The sequence below is a fragment of the Acinetobacter sp. MB5 genome (assembly GCF_003261585.1).
Classification (GTDB): domain Bacteria; phylum Pseudomonadota; class Gammaproteobacteria; order Pseudomonadales; family Moraxellaceae; genus Acinetobacter.
Genome location: NZ_POVU01000018.1, coordinates 17229 through 34729, shown reverse-complemented (window position 1 = coordinate 34729; position 17501 = coordinate 17229). Strand labels below are relative to the sequence as shown.

Annotated in this window: 16 protein-coding genes and 1 pseudogene; 10 read left to right on the top strand and 7 right to left on the bottom strand. The window is 45.9% G+C overall.

Annotation, left to right across the window (positions count from 1 at the left end):
- Nucleotides 1-27: 27 nt before the first annotated feature.
- The 10 genes and pseudogenes from pnp (at nt 28) to blaOXA (ending at nt 11559) form a co-directional block, all read left to right on the top strand.
- Entirely contained in the window at nt 28-2115 is a 2088-nt protein-coding gene (gene pnp, locus C1A47_RS14925) for a polyribonucleotide nucleotidyltransferase (protein ID WP_171294405.1), read from the top strand.
- 91 nt (nt 2116-2206) lie between these two features.
- Nucleotides 2207-3430, top strand: a complete 1224-nt coding sequence (locus tag C1A47_RS14920) for a magnesium transporter CorA family protein (RefSeq protein ID WP_111895815.1) — start codon at nt 2207-2209, stop codon at nt 3428-3430.
- 114 nt (nt 3431-3544) lie between these two features.
- Nucleotides 3545-4306 (top strand): LamB/YcsF family protein, encoded by a 762-nt coding sequence (locus C1A47_RS14915; protein ID WP_111895814.1) that lies wholly within the window; start codon nt 3545-3547, stop codon nt 4304-4306.
- A gap of 1 nt (nt 4307) precedes the next feature.
- On the top strand, nt 4308-5882 hold the full coding sequence (locus tag C1A47_RS14910; RefSeq protein WP_111895813.1) for a 5-oxoprolinase/urea amidolyase family protein: 1575 nt from the start codon (nt 4308-4310) through the stop codon (nt 5880-5882).
- A 20-nt stretch (nt 5883-5902) separates the two neighbouring features.
- A complete protein-coding gene (locus tag C1A47_RS14905; protein ID WP_111895812.1) occupies nt 5903-7627 on the top strand; it encodes an acetyl/propionyl/methylcrotonyl-CoA carboxylase subunit alpha in 1725 nt (574 codons plus the stop codon).
- A gap of 183 nt (nt 7628-7810) precedes the next feature.
- Nucleotides 7811-8656 carry a Cof-type HAD-IIB family hydrolase gene (locus C1A47_RS14900; RefSeq protein ID WP_111895811.1) on the top strand — a complete coding sequence of 282 codons (846 nt, stop codon included), beginning with the start codon at nt 7811-7813 and terminating at the stop codon, nt 8654-8656.
- A 106-nt stretch (nt 8657-8762) separates the two neighbouring features.
- Nucleotides 8763-9593 carry an AraC family transcriptional regulator gene (locus tag C1A47_RS14895; protein ID WP_171294404.1) on the top strand — a complete coding sequence of 277 codons (831 nt, stop codon included), beginning with the start codon at nt 8763-8765 and terminating at the stop codon, nt 9591-9593.
- 70 nt (nt 9594-9663) lie between these two features.
- On the top strand, nt 9664-10356 hold the full coding sequence (locus tag C1A47_RS14890; RefSeq protein WP_111895810.1) for an AzlC family ABC transporter permease: 693 nt from the start codon (nt 9664-9666) through the stop codon (nt 10354-10356).
- Nucleotides 10353-10667: an AzlD domain-containing protein gene (locus tag C1A47_RS14885; RefSeq protein ID WP_111895809.1), complete on the top strand. Its 315-nt coding sequence runs from the start codon at nt 10353-10355 to the stop codon at nt 10665-10667. Before C1A47_RS14890 ends, C1A47_RS14885 begins: the two co-directional genes overlap by 4 nt.
- Before the next feature lie 82 nt (nt 10668-10749).
- Nucleotides 10750-11559 (top strand): annotated as a pseudogene (gene blaOXA / locus C1A47_RS14880) (class D beta-lactamase).
- Nucleotides 11560-11655: 96 nt separating this feature from the next.
- On the opposite strand, the gene C1A47_RS14875 reads toward blaOXA, so the two are convergent.
- The 7 genes from C1A47_RS14875 to C1A47_RS14845 all read right to left on the bottom strand — a co-directional run bounded on the left by C1A47_RS14875 (nt 11656) and on the right by C1A47_RS14845 (nt 17423).
- Complete coding sequence (locus C1A47_RS14875) at nt 11656-11874, bottom strand: YdcH family protein (RefSeq protein WP_111895808.1); 219 nt, start codon at nt 11872-11874, stop codon at nt 11656-11658.
- A gap of 186 nt (nt 11875-12060) precedes the next feature.
- Entirely contained in the window at nt 12061-12393 is a 333-nt protein-coding gene (locus tag C1A47_RS14870; protein WP_111895807.1) for a chaperone modulator CbpM, read from the bottom strand.
- An 11-nt stretch (nt 12394-12404) separates the two neighbouring features.
- Nucleotides 12405-13334: a DnaJ C-terminal domain-containing protein gene (locus tag C1A47_RS14865; protein ID WP_111895806.1), complete on the bottom strand. Its 930-nt coding sequence runs from the start codon at nt 13332-13334 to the stop codon at nt 12405-12407.
- Between the two features lie 204 nt (nt 13335-13538).
- Nucleotides 13539-14405 carry an aldose 1-epimerase gene (locus C1A47_RS14860; RefSeq protein WP_111895805.1) on the bottom strand — a complete coding sequence of 289 codons (867 nt, stop codon included), beginning with the start codon at nt 14403-14405 and terminating at the stop codon, nt 13539-13541.
- A gap of 1 nt (nt 14406) precedes the next feature.
- The gene (locus tag C1A47_RS14855) at nt 14407-15282 is read right to left on the bottom strand and encodes an SMP-30/gluconolactonase/LRE family protein (RefSeq protein ID WP_111895804.1); all 876 of its coding nucleotides are present in this window, start codon (nt 15280-15282) and stop codon (nt 14407-14409) included.
- 2 nt (nt 15283-15284) lie between these two features.
- Entirely contained in the window at nt 15285-16097 is an 813-nt protein-coding gene (locus tag C1A47_RS14850; protein WP_111895803.1) for an NAD-dependent epimerase/dehydratase family protein, read from the bottom strand.
- Between the two features lie 9 nt (nt 16098-16106).
- Nucleotides 16107-17423 carry an MFS transporter gene (locus tag C1A47_RS14845; protein WP_111895802.1) on the bottom strand — a complete coding sequence of 439 codons (1317 nt, stop codon included), beginning with the start codon at nt 17421-17423 and terminating at the stop codon, nt 16107-16109.
- Between the last annotated feature and the right edge of the window lie 78 nt (nt 17424-17501).

The following is a 17501-nucleotide window of genomic DNA, read 5'->3' as shown; positions in this document are numbered from 1 at the left end:
AGAACTAGGAAAATACAATACATGTCAATGTTTAATATTGTTCGTAAAGAATTCCAATATGGTCAATACCCAGTGGTTTTGGAAACGGGTCGTGTTGCTCGCCAAGCCAACTCTGTATTGATCACAATGGGTGGGGTAAGCGTACTTGTTGCAGTTGTGGCTCAGCCAACAGCGAAAGCAGGTCAGGATTTCTTCCCACTGACTGTTAACTATCAAGAAAAACAATATGCTGCGGGTCGTATCCCGGGTGGTTATGGTAAACGTGAAGGTCGTGCTTCTGAAGCTGAGACGTTGATTTCACGTTTGATCGACCGTCCAATTCGTCCGTTGTTCCCAGAAGGTTACTACAACGAAATCCAAGTCACTGCAACTGTTGTGTCTTCTGACAAAACTATGGATGCTGACATTGCAGCAATGCTCGGTACTTCTGCAGCACTTGCAATTGCAGGTACACCATTTCGTGGTCCAATCGGTGCAGCGCGTGTTGGTTTGATCAACGGCGAATACGTACTTAACCCAAGCTATGAACAATTGGCTCAGTCTGACCTTGACCTTGTGGTTGCAGGTACAGAATCAGCAGTGTTGATGGTTGAATCTGAAGCGAAAGAACTTTCAGAAGATCAAATGCTTGGCGCTGTATTGTTCGGTCATGACGAGCAACAGATCGCCATTCAAGCGATTCAAGAATTTGCAGCAGCAGTAGGCGCAGCAGCATCTACATGGACTGCACCTGCACACAACGAAGAATTGCGTGCAAAATTAAAAGAAGCATTTGAAGCGAAAATCTCAGAAGCTTACACCATTGCAGTGAAACAAGATCGTTATGCAGCGCTTGATGAGCTTCATGCTGAAGCTGTTGCTCAGTTTGTACCTGCAGAAGATGTTGACGGTATTGCTGACGAAGTTGACTTCTTGTTTGAAGATCTTAAATACCGCACCGTTCGTGACAACATCTTGTCTGGTAAACCACGTATTGATGGTCGTGACACCAAAACTGTTCGTGGCCTAGATGTACAAGTGGGCGTGTTAGAGCGTACTCACGGTTCTGCGTTGTTCACACGTGGTGAAACTCAGGCACTTGTGACTGCAACTTTAGGTAACACTCGTGATGCCTTGATGGTTGACACGCTTGCTGGTACAAAAACTGACAACTTCATGTTGCACTACAACTTCCCTGCATACTCTGTAGGTGAAACTGGCCGTGAATCTGGTCCAAAACGTCGTGAAATCGGTCATGGTCGTTTGGCTCGTCGTGGTGTTCAAGCGGTTCTTCCTCCAATTGACCGTTTCCCATACGTGTTACGTGTAGTTTCTGACATTACTGAATCTAACGGTTCATCTTCAATGGCATCTGTGTGTGGTGCTTCATTGGCATTGATGGACGCTGGCGTTCCATTGAAAGCACCTGTTGCAGGTATCGCAATGGGTCTAGTGAAAGAAGGTGAGCGTTTCGCAGTTCTTTCTGACATCTTGGGTGACGAAGATCACCTTGGTGATATGGACTTTAAAGTAGCGGGTTCTGCAAACGGTATTACCGCACTTCAAATGGACATCAAAATCGAAGGCATCACTGAAGAAATCATGGAAGTGGCATTGAACCAAGCATTTGCTGGTCGTATGCACATCTTGAATGAAATGAACAAAGTGATTTCTCGTGCACGTTCTGAAATTTCAGCTCACGCGCCAACATTCGAAGTAATCACGATTAACCCAGACAAAATCCGTGACGTGATTGGTAAAGGTGGTGCAACCATCCGTGCCATTACTGAAGAAACTAAAGCTGCGATTGATATCGAAGACAACGGTACAGTACGCGTATTTGGTGAATCTAAAGCGGCTGCACGTGCAGCGATTGCCAAGATCCAAGCGTTAACTGCTGAAGTTGAACCAGGCAAAATCTATGCTGGTAAAGTGATTCGTATTGTTGAATTTGGTGCGTTCGTGAACATCTTGCCAGGTACTGACGGTTTACTTCACATCTCTCAAATCTCAAATGAGCGTATTGCCAACGTGACTGACGTATTGACTGAAGGTCAAGAAATCAAGGTTCAAGTTGCAGATGTTGACAACCGTGGTCGTATCAAATTGACCATGAAAGATGTAGAACAAGCATAATCTTCTGATTAGTTGTTAAAGAAAGTCCGCTTGAAGCGGGCTTTTTTTATGGCATGATGAAAATTGCCCAAGTATTTTCGAATGTGAGTTTATGCAGATTTATTACTTTTACCGTCATCCCGAAGACAATTATGCCTTTATTAGTCAAGAACCTTCCGATTTTTATATTCTTGATTTTGTTTGGGTAGATTGTTTAAGGCGTGATGTTGTTGGTAAAAGTGAAGAATGGCAAGAACAGCTACATGCGTTGGCAAACCTAGCCCTCAATGAATTTCATGTACAAGATGTTTTAAATATTGAACATCCCTGTGCATTTGATGCGATGGAAGAGTATGACTTTTTGATTTTCCGTAAGCTGATTACGCTAGATGATAAAATCAATCTGAGTGAAGTCAGCACCGAAAAACATAATAGTGATTTTGGTTTGGTGACTACGCCTGTGGCATTTTGTATGAATTCACGTGCCTTGGTTACGGTGCGTGAAAATGGCAATAAAGCGATTGAGAGTTATATTGAGCGCCTGAATGGCTTTATGCAGCGACCACCTGAAGAACAAAATCGCCTGCGAAAACTCCCGAATACACCACTCAATTTATCATTACGCATTCTCAATAGCATGATTGATGATTATTTAGGATTGCGAACACCTCTAACACGCCGTGTGGAATACTGGCAGCGTGAACTCTTACAAGGGCGTCACAACTTTAAGCAGTGGCATCAGTTGTTGCAGGAAAATACCGCATTTCAGCAGGTGGAAAACTTATGCGAAGAGCAGATTGAAACCTTGCAAGAACTGAGAGATGAAATTGTGGAAAATTATCATCATTTGGTCGGGGAGCAACATCGTGAAGCCTTGGATATGGTCTTGGTGCGGGTCAATGATCTGGTCAGTCATATTGAGCGCATTCAAAAATATACCGCGCGTTCACGTGGTTCGATTCAAACCGCCATTGATTTGCATTTCTCGGCTATTTCCAATCAGACCAATGAGAATATGCGAATTTTGGCGATTATTACTGCTGTTTTTGCACCATTAACGCTGCTTACGGGTGTCTATGGAATGAATTTTGAATTTATTCCCGGGGTGAAATCACCAATTGGTTTCTGGATCATGCTGATCGTGATGCTGCTGTGTACTGTGTTATTGGTGGTGTATTTTTATCGTCGTCATCTGGTTGGGCGTGGGGAAAAAAGTGTGATTGATATGTTGGCACAGCAGCATCACCATCGCGGTATTAACCTGTTCTGGTTTTTAGACTATGAACCGATTAAACAGACTTTGAAAGAAGTCGAGAAAATCACCAAATTTAAATAAGCCATTGATGGCTAAATTTATCGTGTGTGCTGAGTTGATAGCGAATAGGCGCGATGGCTTGGGTTTCTTTTGAACACCATTTTCATGATTTAAAAATATTAGAGGGAGTGCCGCATGCAAATCGATTTAAATAGTGATTTGGGTGAAAGCTATGGGGCTTGGCAGATGGGGAATGACTCACTGATTTTAGCTGTAGTGAGTAGTGCCAATATTGCTTGTGGTTTTCATGCGGGTGACCCTGCGGGCATATTTAAAACCTTAAAACAGGCGGCTGTCTATGGAGTGAATGTCGGTGCACATGTCTCTTATCCTGACCTTGTTGGTTTTGGGCGCCGCAATATGGATCTGTCCTATGATGAGCTACTGGCCGATGTCATGTATCAGATTTCAGCACTGCAAGGATTGGCCAAAGCTGCTGGTACACAAGTGACGTATGTCAAACCGCATGGAGCACTGTATAACACGATTGCCCACAATTTACAGCAAGCGCAGGCGGTGATTGATGCCATGCAATTGCTTGATTCAGAGTTGATTTTGGTTGGATTGGCAGGTTCTCCGCTGATTGAATTTGCCCAACAGCAAGGCGTGAAAGTGATTGCCGAAGCTTTTGCTGACCGAGCGTACAATGCCGATGGATCATTGGTTTCTCGACGTTTGGCAGGGGCAGTTTTACATGATGTTGAGGAAATTGCAGAACGTGTGGTCAGTCTGATTCAAAAAGGTGGTGTGACTTCAATCGATGGTCAATTTACCCCGATTCAGGCGCAAAGCATTTGTCTGCATGGCGATACGCAGGGCGCAGTTGAAATGGCCCAAGCCATTCGTCAGCGTTTAGAGCAGTCAGGAATCCAGATTCGGGCATTTTCAGGAGATTAAAATGCGATTTTTGTCGGTTAATCTGGACAGTTTTTTAATTGAACTCAACAGCTTGGAAGAAACCCTTGCACTGTATCGGCAGCTACAACAGCTTGGGCATTCTGATATTCGTGAAATGATTCCTGCTGCACGGACGATTCTGGTGTATTTCGATCGATGGCAAATTCAAGCCAAAGTTTTGATGGATTGGATTGCTCAGCAGCCTGTACAAAATCAGGCACTGGACGTAGGTCGTGAGCGGGTGATTGATGTCTGCTATGACGGAGAAGATTTAGCCCCTTTGGCGGATCAGTTGGGGTGGTCAGTGACCGAGTTGATTCAGCGACATACTCAAAGTCATTGGCAAGTGGCGTTTATTGGTTTTGCACCAGGCTTTGCTTATTTGGTCAGCCCTGAGCAGCAGTTTCAAAATATTCCACGACTCAGTTCCCCACGCAAAAAAGTGCCTGCGGGTTCGGTGGCACTTGCCAATGATTACACGGGGATTTATCCCAAAGACAGCCCAGGGGGCTGGCAGTTGATCGGGCGAACCACAAGTCGAATGTGGGATGAGTTACGTGATCCTCCTGCATTGCTGTTGCCGAGTGATCGCGTGGTATTTCGTGATGTGACCCGACAGCCAACACAGGTGTTTCTGAATGAAAGCATTGCCCCAAAAACTGTTCAGACCCATCAGGTCAGCGCTGAAAAAGCAGTGCTCAAAGTTCTGAAAGTCGGTTTACAAACCCTGATTCAAGATCAAGGGCGAGACCAAGTCGCCAAGCTTGGTGTAGGACAGGCGGGGGCCATGGACAAAACCGCTTTAGCCTCTGCCAATGCTTTAGTCGGAAATGTAAAAACCGCCGCTGCCTTGGAAATTTTAAATGGTGGCTTTTCTGCGGAAGTGTTACAGCCGACTGTGATTGCGGTGACGGGGGGCATGGGGTCGCTGTGGGTGACTTATCCTGATCAGAGTCGTGTCGATGTCGGTTGTTATCGTGCCATTGCTTTAGATGCTGGCGATCGGATTGAGATTGCAGCACCAGAGACGGGGCTACGTCAATATTTGGCACTGCGTGGTGGTATTGCTGCACCGCTGATTCTGGGGAGCCGAAGTTATGACTCGCTTGCAGAACTGGGCAGCCCTCCTTTACAGGTGGGTGCATTACTGGAGCAGGCCGATGGTGAAACGCTGGCGGTGCAGGTTGAACCACTTTCGACACCGACTTTGCCTCGGGTGGGAGAGACTGTAGAGCTTGATATTGTGTTGGGGCCACGTACAGATTGGTTTAGTTCGGAAAGTGTGGAGTTGTTACTTGAGCAGACTTGGCAGGTGAGTGCCGACAGCAATCGGGTTGGGCTGCGGTTACAGGGACAACAGGCATTGCAGCGCAGTCAAATGCAGGAGTTGCCGAGTGAAGGCACATGCACGGGTGCACTCCAAGTGCCGCCGAATGGGCAACCTGTATTGTTTATGAATGATCATCCCCTGACAGGCGGTTACCCCGTGATTGCAGCCGTTGCAACCCATCATTTGTCGTTGGTCGCACAAATTCCTGCGGGCTGTCAGATCCAGTTTCGCCAGATTTCCGAATAGATAAAGATTGAGAAAAAATAATGACACAGCAGCATAAAATTTTAATTGCCAACCGTGGAGAAATTGCGGTGCGGATCATTCAGGCCTGCCGCGATTTAGACATCACCTCAGTCGCGTTGTATGCCGATGATGATATTGACAGTCTCCATGTGCAATTGGCCGATGAAGCGTGGGCACTCTCAGGGCAAACAGCCAAAGATACCTATTTAAATATCGACAAGATTTTAGCGATTGTCAAGCAGTCACAGGCCACCATGTTACATCCAGGCTATGGCTTTTTATCGGAACGTGCTGATTTTGCACAGGCAGTACAAAATGCTGGATTGATTTGGATTGGCCCATCGCCTGCCAGTATCGAACAGCTAGGCGATAAGATTTCGGCACGTAAACTGGCACAGGCCGTGGGCGCACCGTTGGTACAGGGAACCGATGAGCCTTTGCAACAGGCACAGCAAGCCGTAGATTTTGCTAAACAGTATGGTTTGCCGATTGCCATTAAAGCCGCATACGGTGGCGGTGGTCGTGGCTTGAAAGTGGCGTGGTCACTCGATGAAGTTGCAGAATTATATGAGTCAGCCGTGCGTGAAGCCACCGCAGCCTTTGGTCGGGGTGAATGTTTTGTCGAGCAGTATCTCGATCAGCCACGTCATGTCGAAGCGCAGGTGATTGCCGATCAGCATGGGCATGTGGTGGTGGTGGGAACACGGGATTGTTCGTTGCAGCGCCGTAATCAGAAACTGGTTGAAGAAGCGCCTGCACCATTTTTAACAGCAGAAATTCAGCAGCAAATTTTAAGCTCGGCGCAAGCCATTTGCCGTGCAGCGGGTTATGTGGGTGCGGGAACTGTAGAATATTTGTTGAGTCGAGATGGCAAGTTGTCCTTTTTGGAAGTGAATACCCGTTTGCAGGTTGAGCATCCTGTGACGGAGCAAACCGCAGGTTTGGACCTGGTGGCTGAGCAAATTGCGATTGCTTTGGGACAACCCTTGTCGATTCAGCAAACCCCTGTCGCACAAGGGCACAGTATTGAGTTTCGCATCAATGCCGAAGACCCGGCACGAGGGTTCATTCCCGCGTTTGGGACACTGACCGCATTTCAACCTCCTTCGGGTATCGGTGTGCGTTTAGATACGGGTGTGCGTTCAGGCAGTCTGGTGTCGAGCCATTTTGACTCGCTCATGGCAAAACTGATTGTGACAGGGGCAACCCGTGAGATTGCCATTCAGCGGGCAAAACGTGCCTTGAAATCTTTTCAGATTGAAGGTGTGGCATCGGTGTTGCCATTCCATCGGGCTGTGTTGGAACATGCCGATTTCACAGAGGAGTTTAAGGTGCATACCCGTTGGATTGAGCAGGATTTACAGCATGATTTTGCGGTTGCACCACGTAGCCAGTACAGTCATCAAAATGTTTTGCAGCGTTATCCGATTGAGATTGATGGCAAGCTGCATCAGGTCGGTTTGCCCGCAGCATTGCTCGGGGCAATGCAAATGAGTCAGCCCGTTGAACACGTGATGACAACCCAAACACATCAGCCACAGCAGTTACTTGCACCGATCAATGGGGTGATCAGTTCGTGGAAAGTCACTGAACAGGATCAGGTTCAAGAGGGTGATGTGGTCGGGGTGATGGAAGCCATGAAAATGGAAGTGCCGATTGTGGCACATCGTACTGGACATATTCAGCAACTGGCAGCAATAGGACAGACCTTGCATGCTGATCAACCGATTGCAGAAATTGTGTAGTCAGATTAAATAATTAAAGCGTCATTCATTCATTTTGTGTGACTGATTGATGCTTTTATAACAAAAAACTAAAAATATTCGCCTTTAGTCTAAAATTTTTCACAAAAGCGCAATCTTTTATGTGCATAATGAAGTAAAACCGAAATGAACAAATCTCCCAAACACACAAAAGATGAGGTGTAAATGACAGTTAAAATTATTGCAGTAGATATGGATGGAACTTTTCTTAACGAAGAAAAAGAATATAACAAAGCACGCTTTTTAAAACAGTATCAACAACTTCAACAACGCGGTATTCATTTTGTTGTCGCCAGTGGCAATCAACTCTCTACACTCAAAAATTACTTCCCTGAAATTGCTCACCAGATTGCTTTCGTCTCAGAAAATGGCGCATACGTCATGGATGCAGAAGAAGAAGTTTCCTTTGCACATTTTTCTTCGGACTTGGTTGAGCGTATGCGTACGCAAATTTCAGAGCGTTATGCCAGCTCACTGATTTTATGTGGTAAACAAGGTGCGTATATTGATCATGCAGTACCAGAGAAAAATTTAGAAAAACTGAATAAATACTTTAAGTCCCTGCAACAGCTTCCAGATTTGGCAGAGGTACAAGATCAAATCTGTAAGGTGACTTTAGATACCCGAGATTATGATTTTGCTGAACTTTGCGAAGACTTGCAGTGGTGTGACTTTATTGCAGATGGTTCGGTTAAAATGGTGTCGAGTGGTTTTGGCTTTATTGACCTGATTGTGCCAAATCGTCACAAAGCACATGGTTTGCAGTTGTTGCAACAACGCTGGAAAGTCTCGAATGATCAAGTCTTGGCGATTGGTGATAACTACAATGACCTTGAAATGGTGAAACAGTCGGGTTATGGCTTTGCGGTTGCCAATGCCGTTGATGAGCTGAAACAGGTGGCGAGCTTTATCACTGAAAAAAGTAACCAGCAAGAAGCAGTTCTGGATGTGATTGATCAGGTTTTGTTTGGTGAAGAACTGTTTCAAATGTTACATAAAAAGAGTGCTTAAATACGCGGTTTGAGTTTTGCACGAAAATTCAGACAGCAATTTTCTTCTATACAATTCGTTTCTAAGTTGGCATGGTAAAGCCTCACTCTGTGGCTAATCATACATGCTGATGCAGGAACGCACCCATTACTTTCACTTCAATGAGCTAGGCGGGCTGGAAATGCTCAAAGCCCAAGACCTGACTTTAGAATTTTCTCGGCATGTGCATGAAGGATTTTGCATTGGTGTGATTGATGATGGCGCACAGCGTTTCTTTCGCAGTGGTGCCAATCATGTTGCACCGCGTGGCGATATCATTCTGGTCAATGCCGATGAAGTGCATACAGGGTCTTCTGCTTTGGACTCGGCTTGGAGCTATCGGGCGATTTATCCGACCCCTGAAATGTTTCAGGAACTCACTCAAGATCTAACCGTGTATCAGGGCAGTGTGCCGTGGTTTTCACAAGCCGTAATTCACGATGTCGGTTTATCTCAGCAGTTGCGCTTTTTATTCAATGTTCTAGAACAACCTGAACAGCATAGTTTATTTAAAGAAACCCTGTATTTATCGACCTTGGCTTGTCTGGTCAGTCGCTATGGGCAGAGTCGTAGCAGTCAGGTGGCTGTATCTGATCATCCTTGTGGGGTAGCGCGAGTGAAACACCTTATGGCAGATCAGCCTGAGCAGGATTATAGCTTGCAGGAATTGGCGCAGGCAGCTGGTTTGAGCCAGTGGCATTTTCTACGCCAGTTTAAAAAATATGTCGGTATGACTCCGCATTTGTGGTTGGTGCAGCATCGTATTTTGAAAGCCAAACGCTTATTACGCACAGGCGAACCTTTGGTGAATATTGCCATGCAATGTGGTTTTGCCGATCAAAGTCATTTTACCCGTCATTTCAAAAAAGCCTTGGGCGTCACGCCGCAAAACTATCGACAACAGCTGATTTTGAACTGAGCAATTTTGTTCAAGCCAGCGGCATCTTTGCTTCGCATAATCGGGCTTCACTGGGTTTTGGGGCGCAGACATGTCATCTTCAACAATTTCGACACTGACGACAGCAGCAGAAATTCGAGCAGGAATTTTTAAGGTTTTTCCGTTGTGTATTGCGGTGATTCCTTGGGGAATTTTGGCAGGTTCAATGGCGATTCATGCAGGCTTGCCTCCTGTACAAGCTATGTTGATGTCGGTGGTGATTTTTGCAGGAGCAGCACAGTTACTCAGTCTGAGTTTATTGGGTGTTGGAGCAAGCGCACTGACCATTGTCATTTCAGTATTTTTTATGACGGCACAGCATTATTTGTATGCATTGACGCTACGTCCACATGTTGAGCAGAAACAATCCAAAATCCGTTTGCTGATCGGCTTTTTACTGACCGATGAGTTGTTTGCTGCTTGCGCAGGGCGGCAGCGATTGTCCACGCCGTTTATGCTAGCAGCAGGTTTGATGTTTTATTTGGCTTGGAATCTGTCCAGTTTAGCAGGTGTGGTTTTAGCGGCTTCAGTGCCCAATTTGGCTGCTTATCATCTGGATTTCTCGATTGTGGCAACCTTTATTGCCATTGTAGTGCCTTTTGTGCGTAGTTCACCTGCATTGGTGGGTGTCACCGTGAGTGTGTTGTTGGCTGTCATTTTCCATGCATTGCATTGGCAAAGTGGTACGGTGATCGCAGGTGTGTCGGGCATGTTGGCAGCCAGTCTTTGGGAGTCACGCACATGACTTGGGGATTACTGTTGATCTTGGCTGCTGTGGTGTTTTGCAATCGTTATTTGTTGCTTGAGCCGCGTCTGCCTTTGCGCTTTCCAGATCGCTTAAAGCGCAGTTTAAATTATTCAGCACCGTGTTTACTGTCTGCGGTGGCTGCACCGATTGTTTTTGAGCAGAGTCAAGCATTGAGCTTGAATGCATGGAATCAGCCGTACTTGTGGGGAGCAGTTGCCTGTATTGCTTTAGCGTATCGGCTGAAAAATACTTTATTGGTGATCGTGCTGAGCCTGTTGGTTTTTTATGCACTGGTTTACATGCAATAAACCCTTAAATTTTATCTTTTGGTAAACTATTGAGCATGTACTTGAAGTGCATGCTCTCCTGAAAAAAATAGACTTAAAGACCATGAAAACACAATTTCTCTGCTGTATTTTGGCAGCAACAACAGTCAGTGCCTGTCAAACTCAACCCTCTGTAACCGCTGTACAGCAGCAACAGGTCAGTCAGACCATTCAGCAGCAATTTAACAACGCCCAAACGACAGGGGTCTTTGTCAGTTACGACGGTAAGCAGTTTCAGCATTATGGCAATGACCTTAGTCGTGCTAAGACTCAGTATGTGCCCGCATCGACCTTTAAAATGCTCAACGCCGTGATTGGCTTAGATCAGCATAAAGCTACCACGACAGAAGTATTTAAATGGGATGGGCAAAAACGCAGTTATGCGATGTGGGAAAAGGACATGACCTTGGCAGAAGGTATGAAACTGTCTGCTGTGCCTGTGTATCAGGAACTGGCACGCCGAATTGGTTTGCCTTTAATGGTGGAACAAGTCAAAAAAGCACAGTTCGGGAATGCCGAGATTGGACAACAGGTCGATAACTTCTGGCTGGTTGGCCCACTCAAAATTACCCCTGAACAAGAAGTGAAGTTTGCTTACCGTCTCGCGACCAAACAACTGCCATTTTCCCAGCAGGCACAGCAAGATGTGCATGACATGTTGCTGGTTGAAACAGTGAATGGCAGCAAAGTTTATGCAAAAACAGGCTAGGGCATGGATGTACAGCCACAGGTCGGTTGGTACACAGGTTGGGTCGAACAGCCCAATGGCAAGATCACTGCATTTTCATTGAACCTCGAAATGAAACCGAAAATGTCGGGAGCAGTTAGAACTCAAATTGCTCAGGTTGCCTTACAGCAATTGGGCTTAATTTAGATCGCCTGTGCTGAGCGCTCGGCGCATTTTTCAGATAGCACCAACATAAAAAGACGGGAATGCCCCGTCTTTTTATGTCAGCGAAGTCTAGTTTGATTATACATCGTCTGCGCGTTTCAACATATCGTACAGTTCATCTTTCAATTTGAGCTTTTTCAGCTTGAGCACTTCGATCTCGTCCAAACTTGAAGTGACAGGGTCTTGTTCTAATCGAATGATTTCATGGTCAAGCTCATTGTGTTCTTCAAACACTTTAGAAAAATGAGCATCTTCCTGTTTTAACTTGCTAATCAATGCACGATATTCTGGAAACATGGTTGCCCCTCGTGTGAGTTGTTGGTTTGCCGTATCGGCAATACTGTTGTTATGTGGAATAAGTGTGATGTTGTAATTCCATATAAATATTATGGGATATTTTTAAGCTTTCATAGAGCAAAACCACAAAATACATAATTTTTTTAAGGGATTTTGGGGCAGTACTTTTTTACAGCCCCATGGATGCTATTCAAAATGGGCGTGTCTGACCTGTTTGCGTAGCTGTTGTACTTCGTCAATCAAATCCAGCATCATCGCGACGGCTGAAAAAGAGGCATCGAAGTCACGCTGTAAACGGTAGGCTTTACGCGCCCGACTCAGGTCTTCACCCAAAAATACGTGTTCGGTTGTTTCGGAACGGGTCGGTAAAATGTCATATTCGAGCAATTGCAAAATCCATTCTGGTGGTTGCCCGCAGCTTTCAGCAAACTGGTTTAAGGTGAAACTGAGTTGTTCATCAATTATTTCTGAGTCAGCGCAGTCATCACAGAGAATTTCACGATAATAAATTGTAGTCATAGCTCAACTCCTTAGCCTTGACGCGGATTAAAGTCAGGAAAACTTGCCGCTAATTGTTGATAGGCATGCTGCTGTTGCTCATTGTGAGCGCTTGGAAATACGATATTGAGGATGAGATATAAATGTCCTGCGGTTTTATTGGGAATGCCTTTATCTTTTAAACGTAATTGTTGCCCCTGTTTTGCATTTTTTGGAATGTTGACTTGTAAAGCCCCTGCGGGTGTATTGACCGTAATGCCATGACCGAGTGCCGCTTCCCACGGGCTAATCTGTACAGTGAGATAAACATCGCTGCCTTCAACCCGAATGCTGTCTGTATGTTGGTAACGAATCTCAATATATAAATCGCCATTGGCACCGCCACGAATCCCGACCTGACCTTGACCTGAAAGCCGAATTTGCTGACCTTCTTTCATACCTTTTGGAATTTTGACTTCTAAGGTTTTACGCTGAACTTCGGGTTCGCCATAGGCATTCATGGTTGGAATTTGCAAGGTAATCTGTTGTGTTGTCCCGTGATACGCCACATCAATCGGCACTTCTATGCTGGCATGCTGATCTTCACCGCGATAGGACGACTGCTTACGCTGAGCGCCGCCAAAACCTGATCCAAAACGACCGAACAGATCTTCAAAGCCATGAAAGTCTGAGGCATTTCCTTGACGGTAGAACTGGGCTTCATCAAAACCACCTTGACCTGCTTGTCCGCCAAACCCTGCAAAGCCTTGTGGATGATCGAGCATCTGATCATATTCTGCTTTTTTTTCAGAGTTGCTCAGGGTGTCATAGGCAACATTGATGGCCTGCATTTTGGCTTCGGCATCACTTTCCTTGCTGACATCGGGATGATATTTGCGTGCCAGTTTGCGATAGGCTTTTTTAATTTCATCCGCACTCGCTTTGCGGCTGACTCCTAGTTCCTCGTAATAGTTCTTTGACATAGGTTAATCGCTGTTTATGGTTATCTTTTCCTCATTATGAAACGATTTTTATAGATTTCAACAGCGATTATGCAGAAGACGAGATCAAGTAAAATTCTTTCATCCACCCTTTGGCTTTCTCTTGCACTGTATTGAAATAGATTTCAATTTTGCTCAGGGAGAAAAAGAAAGAGGGGGTAAGGCGTGATGAAAGAAGTTTGATGTTTATGACAGAGATTGGTATTGCACACTGACTTGCCAACTCAGTTGCTGGTGCTGCTGCAATAAGCTTAAACCCAAATGCTCTGGGAAATGGTGAGCATTAATCGGGTGGCTGACAGGTTCAAGGCAGAAAAAGGGTTGTTGGGTTGGGCAATAGACAATCAGGTGATCGACATCGGGACAGGATAGGCAAAGCTGGTAATCATGATCAGGTTGATAAATCACAGACTGCCCTGACCAACCTGAAAAGGCGTGATCAATTTGTTCATTTGGAAGTGGTTTTAATTCAGAGAACTCCCATGTTTCAGGAATCTGGACTTGTTGTTTAGAAAGCCCTTGAGCATCGGATTGCCAGAGCGTTTTGCACGGACTCAAGACCTGTGTTGCAGCCGTTCGTATAAAAAACGGATGCCAGCCATAGCCATGCCAAAAAGGACGTGAATCTAAGTGTTCAACCTCAAACTGAAGCTGTAATTTTCCATTTTCTAATTGGATCCGCTGTCTTGCTCTTAACTCGACAGGTTGCTGGCTATAGCATTCCAAAATGACATGTTGTTTTGAGCTTTCGATCACCTGCCAAACCGCTTGCCATGTTGAACCATGCATGGCAAATGGGCTGTTGGCGGTATTGGCAGGGAGGGGAAACCAACCTGCGGGTGTAGAAATACCCCCCTGATCAATCCGATTTGACCATGGAATCAGGGCAAATGCACCGAGTTGTCGGGCGGTTAGTCCAGAGGTATCTACAGGAAGGGGGCGCAAGAAATTCAGCCCATCATGGCGGCGTTGCCAAGATGCGATTGCAGCGCCAAGTTCAGGTGCAATCGTCAGTTCGGTGTATTCATCTTCCAGTCGAATCAGGTTGAGCATGTCAGAAATTCACAGCGGTTTCAGCAAGACCTTGGACACCGACATCTAAAGCGAAGACCGCGCCTGAGAGCATATCTTGCTCGCTGTTTGCCATATCGGGACGCAGTGAGGTCACAAACAAAGTGTCTAAATTGGCCCCGCCAAAAATACATTTGGTCGGTTTACTCACAGGAAGCTCAAAACTTTCTAAAAGTTGACCTTGTGGGTCGAAGCGTAAAATTTTTCCTGAATCAATTGCGCAGCACCAGTAACAGCCTTCGGCATCGACCGTTGCACCATCGGGGCGGCCGTCGTAATGTTGCATATCGACAAACAGTCGTTGCTGGCTGATCGTTGCGGTGTCTGGGTCATAATCAAAGGCCCAGATTTTCTGGACACTTTTATGTGAATCGGATAAATACAGGGTGCGACCATCGGGGCTAAATACCAAACCATTCGGAGTGCATAATCCGCTGAGTTTGAGGCTGAGACCTTCTGTACTGTAACAATACAGACTGCCAACAGGGCTGCCGTTATTGTCGAGATGCATACTGCCGACCCAAATCCGTCCTTGTCGGTCACAGGTTCCATCGTTAAAGCGTAAATCGGGATGAGGATGTGACACCTGTAACTGCTGTTGAATCTGGACTTTCGCTTCAGTCATTAAGCTGATGCGGTTGATCTGATCTTGCTGACAGACCATCCAGTCACCTGAGGCATGCGGCATGATGCAGGCCGCAACCTGTTCGGTTTGCCAGTGGCTTACGCCTTGCTCGGCATGCCAGCGAAAGATTTGCCCTTGCGGAATATCGACCCAATACAGCGCCTGCTCAGCAACCGACCAGACAGGGCTTTCACCTGTTTGGTTTTGGCAGTTGGCAACAATACGATAATTCATATTCAGTTACCAAAAGGCCCGAGTTCGGTAAAACCGCCACCTTGATAGGCGGCACCAGAGTCGGCTTGTCCAACGCTATTTTTGAGAATTTGTTCACGATAGACTTCAACCGTATCGACAGGTTGATAGCCCAAATGAGCTGCCAGGCGGTTGTCCCACCATGTATCTGGATTATCGGAAGCCCCAAAAATAACGGTATGACCTACATTTGGCGTGGTCAGCCCTTTATAAATGATCTGTTCTAAATCGTTGTAACTGAGCCAAGTCGAGAGCATGCGAATATTATTTGGTTCAGGAAATGCTGAACCAATACGGATGCTGACGGTTTCAATGCCATAGCGGTCATAGTAAAACGTCGCAAGATCTTCACCATAAGATTTGGACAAACCATAATAACTATCGGGTTTGCGTGCACAATTCGCATCGAGGATTTCCCCACGGCGATGAAAGCCCACGACATGATTGGAACTGGCAAAAATCACACGGCGAATGCCATGAACTCGGGCTGCTTCGTAGATATGATACGTTCCGCAAATATTGGCTGCTAAGATATTTTCAAAAGCCTGCTCGGTAGACACCCCGCCAAAATGCACAATGGCATCGACCCCTTGAGCCAGTTGTTGCACAGCAGTTTTATCCGCCAGATCGCATTGCACAATTTCTTCGTGTGGCTGTGCAGGATAAAGTGGATCCACCTGAATGTCAGATAAACGTAGCACTGTGCTGTACTGGGCAAGGCGCTGACGCAGTTGGCGTCCTAAAGCGCCTGCTGCACCTGTCAGTAAAATTCGTTGGAATACGGGATGAGCAGACATAAGCATTCCTTAGCTTTGTTGATGAGAAACTTCAGTGGAGTGGAGTGCTGGGTTTGGGCTGAGTTCTGATTTTTTGAATTGAGTTACAGTCTTCCAGACCAAAATCGCAGCGACGATATCAAAGCAAGCCAAAATCACAAACAACGGCCCATAACCAATTTGTGTCACTAAAATACCAAATAACAGGGTAAAACTCGCAGCACCCAAATAACCGAACATACCGCCTAAACCTGTTGCAGTTGCCACTTCATTTTTTCTAAATGAGTCTGACGTAATGGCATATAGCGCACCCGATAATGTTTGGTGTGCAAAGCCGCCAACGCAGAGGAGTAAAATAGCAATATAAGGGCTAGCAACCAAGCTGACACAGGCTGGCCCAACCATGCACAGTGAGCCAAAGAGCATGACCATTTTACGTGAGGTCTCCATGGACACCTTACAGTATTTCATGAAAAATGGGCTGAGATATCCACCAAGGACACAGCCTAAATCGGCAGCCAAAAACGGCAGCCACGCAAACATCGCAATTTCTTTAATGTTCATATGACGTTGAGTCATTAAGTACAATGGAATCCACGCGTTAAAGGTTTGCCAAGCGGGTTCAGTCAGTAAACGTGCCAGTGAAATACTGTAAATATTGCGGTTTTTGAAAATATTACGCCATGTATTGCCACTTTGTTTCGGGGCATTCGCATCTTGAACATGTTGCTCCTGACCATCGACAATATATTCATGTTCTTCGGCAGAAAGCTTTTTGTGTTTGTTGGGGTGTTTATAAAAAATTGCCCAGATCACTGACCAAACAATACCGACTAAGCCTACAATCACAAATGCAAATTCCCAGCCGCCGTGTAACATTGCCCAAACCACGAGGGGCGGTGCAAGCATGGCGCCGATACTTGAGCCGATGTTCATCCAGCCAATTGCAACAGAACGCTCTTTGGCAGGGAACCATTCAGTTGCAGTTTTGACACCTGCGGGCAAACCTGCGGCTTCGGTAATACCCAATAAGCCACGGAAAAAAGCCAGCCCTTGCCAGTTGCTTGCCCAACCTGCGGCCATACAAGACAGTGACCATGCAAAAGCGAAAATGGCAAAGCCCAGTTTGGTGCCAAGAAAATCAATAATCCAGCCCGCAATCGGCTGCATAAAGGCATAACACAGTTGCCATGCCGATACGATGTAGGCATATTGTTGTGTGGTGACCCCTAAATCAGTCATCATGCTGGCAGCGGAAACGGAGAGGGTGTTACGTGCGAGATAGTTGGTCATTAAGCCAAGCGTCACGAGGCCAATCATCCACCAACGGATTCCTTTGAATTTCATGTTTGATTCCCTTTAAACATTAGTTGTATGTCGTCATACAACATCTTTAGTATATCGAGGAGAATTTTTAGACACAAC

Excerpts from the sequence above, each read along its gene's own strand:
- pnp (WP_171294405.1), top strand. The coding sequence starts at position 28 with ATGTTTAATATTGTTCGTAAAGAATTCCAATATGGTCAATACCCAGTG.
- C1A47_RS14920 (WP_111895815.1), top strand. The coding sequence starts at position 2,207 with ATGCAGATTTATTACTTTTACCGTCATCCCGAAGACAATTATGCCTTT.
- C1A47_RS14915 (WP_111895814.1), top strand. The coding sequence starts at position 3,545 with ATGCAAATCGATTTAAATAGTGATTTGGGTGAAAGCTATGGGGCTTGG.
- C1A47_RS14910 (WP_111895813.1), top strand. The coding sequence starts at position 4,308 with ATGCGATTTTTGTCGGTTAATCTGGACAGTTTTTTAATTGAACTCAAC.
- C1A47_RS14905 (WP_111895812.1), top strand. The coding sequence starts at position 5,903 with ATGACACAGCAGCATAAAATTTTAATTGCCAACCGTGGAGAAATTGCG.
- C1A47_RS14900 (WP_111895811.1), top strand. The coding sequence starts at position 7,811 with ATGACAGTTAAAATTATTGCAGTAGATATGGATGGAACTTTTCTTAAC.
- C1A47_RS14890 (WP_111895810.1), top strand. The coding sequence starts at position 9,664 with ATGTCATCTTCAACAATTTCGACACTGACGACAGCAGCAGAAATTCGA.
- C1A47_RS14885 (WP_111895809.1), top strand. The coding sequence starts at position 10,353 with ATGACTTGGGGATTACTGTTGATCTTGGCTGCTGTGGTGTTTTGCAAT.
- C1A47_RS14875 (WP_111895808.1), bottom strand. The coding sequence starts at position 11,874 with ATGTTTCCAGAATATCGTGCATTGATTAGCAAGTTAAAACAGGAAGAT.
- C1A47_RS14870 (WP_111895807.1), bottom strand. The coding sequence starts at position 12,393 with ATGACTACAATTTATTATCGTGAAATTCTCTGTGATGACTGCGCTGAC.
- C1A47_RS14865 (WP_111895806.1), bottom strand. The coding sequence starts at position 13,334 with ATGTCAAAGAACTATTACGAGGAACTAGGAGTCAGCCGCAAAGCGAGT.
- C1A47_RS14860 (WP_111895805.1), bottom strand. The coding sequence starts at position 14,405 with ATGCTCAACCTGATTCGACTGGAAGATGAATACACCGAACTGACGATT.
- C1A47_RS14855 (WP_111895804.1), bottom strand. The coding sequence starts at position 15,282 with ATGAATTATCGTATTGTTGCCAACTGCCAAAACCAAACAGGTGAAAGC.
- C1A47_RS14850 (WP_111895803.1), bottom strand. The coding sequence starts at position 16,097 with ATGTCTGCTCATCCCGTATTCCAACGAATTTTACTGACAGGTGCAGCA.
- C1A47_RS14845 (WP_111895802.1), bottom strand. The coding sequence starts at position 17,423 with ATGAAATTCAAAGGAATCCGTTGGTGGATGATTGGCCTCGTGACGCTT.